This is a genomic window from Micromonospora sp. NPDC052213 (assembly GCF_040679695.1).
Classification (GTDB): Bacteria; Actinomycetota; Actinomycetes; order Mycobacteriales; family Micromonosporaceae; genus Micromonospora.
Map to the genome: position 1 here is coordinate 1 of NZ_JBFAVI010000351.1, position 1416 is coordinate 1416.

Consider the following 1416-nt stretch of genomic DNA (forward strand, 5'->3'; position numbering starts at 1 on the left):
CACCGACGCGGTTCCGCCGATCACGCCGCAGGATCGGGTGGCCGCCGTCGACGACCTGCGCTACTGGCGGGCCGGCGCGGTGATCCTCGACCCGCGGCTGCCGCAGGCCGACGCGCTGCGCCGGGCGATGACGGAGCTGAGCGGGATCACGCCCACCCGTACCGGCGGGGTGTGGTTGTGGGACGTCCGGCCGCTGGCCGAGTGACCCGTCAGCCCTGGCGGACGCAGCAGCCCTGGCACACCTTGGGCCGGGGCAGCGTGAACGCCAGGCAGCAGGTGCGCCGCTGCACTGTCGGCTCGCCGGCCGGGCCGGGCACCAGTTCGACCAGGTCGTTCAGGTCGAGCGCGCCGAGCAGCGCGCCGACGGTCGCCACGGACGAGCCGGGCAGCGCGTCCGCCGCGCGCAGGATGCCGTGCGCGATGCCGGAGGCCACCGAGCCGAGCAGCGTACGGGTGCCGATCCGCACCTCGCCCTGGATGGCGGCGATCAGCGGGGCGAAGTGCGCGTCGAGCAGGGACGCGCGCAGCGCGCCGAGCAGCGCGGCCTCGTCCGGCACCACGACCACACCCGGCGCGCCGGCCAGCGCCAGCGGGTCACCGGGCAGCACCGCCACCGGGGTGGACGCGCGCAGCCCCAGCGTGAGCAGCTGGTGGTGGTCCTCGAAGTGCACGAGGACGTCGGCCGGGTCGAGCAGCGGCACCCGCCGGGCCGACGCCCAGCCGAGCACCGCTGGGAGCGCCGTCCAGTAGCTGTAGGACTTCCACGCGAGCGCGGCACAGGCGTGCGGGGTGCCGCCCCAGCGGCGGCCGGCGCGGGTCAGGAACTCGGGAAGCAGCGTGCCGTCGATCAGCCGGGCGGCCGGGGACCAGCGGTCCAGCTCGTCGCGGACCAGCAGGCCGGGCGCGAGCCCGGGCAGGTCGTCGGTGCCGAACATGGCGCGCAGGGTCGCGGTCACCGGGGCGAACGGGGTGGCGGCGTCGCGCCCCGGCATCACCGCAGTCACCTGGCCGTCCCCTGTCTGGTCGCCCTGTCGGCCGGCGCGTGCCGTCGACCGAAGCTAAGGCTAGCCTAACCACTCCCTCGGCGGGAGGGGAAGTGACGTCGCGGTGTCGCGGGGAGGTCCCGGTCACTCCGGCGCCGGTCGCGTACTACCCGGCCCGGAAGACGAAAAACGCCGCCGGAAACGGCGACGCACGGTGTAAGGATCGATGCGCTCCGTTCAGATGTCAAGGTGTATGTCGAATATGAGGCAGTTTCCGTACACGTTCGGCCACCCAACGTGAAAATGGGCTTCCCGCCACGAGGAAGCTGATGACGACCTCACCGATCGAGCGTGCCGCGGACTCGTTCGCGGCGGAACTTGCCCGGCACCGGACCGGCCGAGGGCTGTCCAAGAAGCAGTTGGCGACGCTGAT

Annotated in this window: 1 protein-coding gene and 2 pseudogenes; 2 read left to right on the top strand and 1 reads right to left on the bottom strand. The window is 73.4% G+C overall.

Annotated features, from left to right (window positions below):
• Nucleotides 1–205 (top strand): annotated as a pseudogene (locus AB0L34_RS33850) (hypothetical protein); the annotation flags it as partial.
• Nucleotides 206–209: 4 nt separating this feature from the next.
• Here AB0L34_RS33850 and AB0L34_RS33855 read toward each other — a convergent pair.
• Nucleotides 210–992 carry a hypothetical protein gene (locus AB0L34_RS33855; protein WP_187694483.1) on the bottom strand — a complete coding sequence of 261 codons (783 nt, stop codon included), beginning with the start codon at nucleotides 990–992 and terminating at the stop codon, nucleotides 210–212.
• A gap of 320 nt (nucleotides 993–1312) precedes the next feature.
• On the opposite strand from AB0L34_RS33855, the pseudogene AB0L34_RS33860 reads away from it, so the two are divergent.
• Nucleotides 1313–1416 (top strand): annotated as a pseudogene (locus AB0L34_RS33860) (XRE family transcriptional regulator); the annotation flags it as partial.

What these genes read in the sequence shown, in the direction of transcription:
- AB0L34_RS33855 (WP_187694483.1), bottom strand. Translation starts at nt 992, where the DNA reads ATGCCGGGGCGCGACGCCGCCACCCCGTTCGCCCCGGTGACCGCGACC.